Annotated in this window: 1 protein-coding gene; it reads left to right on the forward strand. The window is 38.9% G+C overall.

The window, feature by feature from the left end; genetic code table 11:
- Positions 1-128 precede the first annotated feature (128 nt).
- Positions 129-905, forward strand: coding sequence for a hypothetical protein (locus tag FCV43_RS00220; protein WP_136993679.1), 777 nt, complete (start codon positions 129-131; stop codon positions 903-905).
- The last annotated feature ends 567 nt before the right edge of the window (positions 906-1,472 follow it).

Genomic DNA, 1,472 nt, shown 5'->3' on the forward strand with positions numbered 1-1,472 from the left:
TTAGCTTGGGTGTCATAGCGTTGTCGCACCTTAATTGGGCGTTATGCAACTAAATTTACTTCAACCACTTGATCGCTTCCCGTTGCGCCCTTATATAAATCTAATAAATATGTAGAAAGGAAATCAAAATGTCTTTTGATGCAAAGGTTTATAAGGTTTTAATTGCAAGCCCCGGTGATGTTGCAGAAGAGCGAAATGCTATTGCTGAGACTATTACAAAATGGAATAGCATGAATGCTGAAAGGCAAAACGTAATGTTAATGGCTGTTGGCTGGGAGAGCCACTCAGCTCCTCTATTAGGTAACCGTGCTCAGGGAGTTATTAACGATCAAGTTGTTGATGGTTGTGATATGTTGATTGGTGTTTTCTGGACTCGCCTAGGCTCTCCAACAGGTGTTAGCGAAAGTGGTACAGTTGAAGAAATTGAATGGTTCATCAAAAATGATAAACCTGTAATGCTGTATTTCTCTTCTCAGCAAGTAGATATCAACAGCATTGATATCGATCAACTGAAGGCTTTAAGAGATTTTCAAAAGAAAATGCAAAAGGTTGGTTTAACAGGTTCGTATAGAGATATTGTAGACTTTAAAGAGCAATTGCTAAGTCAAATTAATACAAATGTACATAACTTGCTTACTAACCAAGTAACAAAAATACCAACTGAAGCTGAAGTAAAAGAAAAGGTTAAGGTGGTTAAAAAGATCATGAAGTCGGGTAAAGTTTTCATGGAAGACTACGAAAATAAAGACGGTGAAGTTAAGTCTTTCCTTGTTAAAGGTGACACGAGCGATATCAAGCAAGGCATTAAAGATCTTGGAGGTAAATGGAACCGAACTTTGAAAGGTTGGATATTCTCTAAATCGAAAGAAATCGAAGTTGCGGAATTCATTAAAGCAAACAGTTAGTATTTTCTAATCCTTTGAAAAAGTTGCATAACAAAGCGTTTAAGACAGATTCCCAACGCTTGGCATTTTCAGTCCAACGTTGGGTTTTGTGTTTAAGGCACAGTAGTTAAAGTTAAGTGGTAGCGTTGCTCACCACTTAACGCGGCGTTATATTGCATAAGATTCAAAGGGTTAAATTATCCGTTTATCTTTGTTCTGCGTTCGAGCTACACACCTGTTCGTTTCGTGAAAAATGCCATCAAAATGCCCATCGCACGTAGAAAGTTTGTCGGCTAATTAGCTGCAACGTCACGCAAGTCTCCTCGTTAGTAAGTTTCGCTGGCTCAAGTTCATTTTGCGCGGCTTCTTTTTCGTGGAAGCTTCATTGAAAATTGTGGTTTCAGCGCACTTTGTCGTCAGGTTTCTCGTTCGAATTCTTTGTCATTCTGGCTAATCGAATGGCTCCAATTTCAGCTCATTTCGCTTCTTAGCCAAGTGCGTTTTATTGTCTATGGTTGAGTTTCGAACTATCCGTTTACATCTGAGTTTAAAGCCAGTAGATTTGTAGTCAATTCAGCACCTTGGCGC

The sequence above is a fragment of the Vibrio genomosp. F6 genome, assembly GCF_005146325.1.
Taxonomy (GTDB): domain Bacteria; phylum Pseudomonadota; class Gammaproteobacteria; order Enterobacterales; family Vibrionaceae; genus Vibrio; species Vibrio cortegadensis.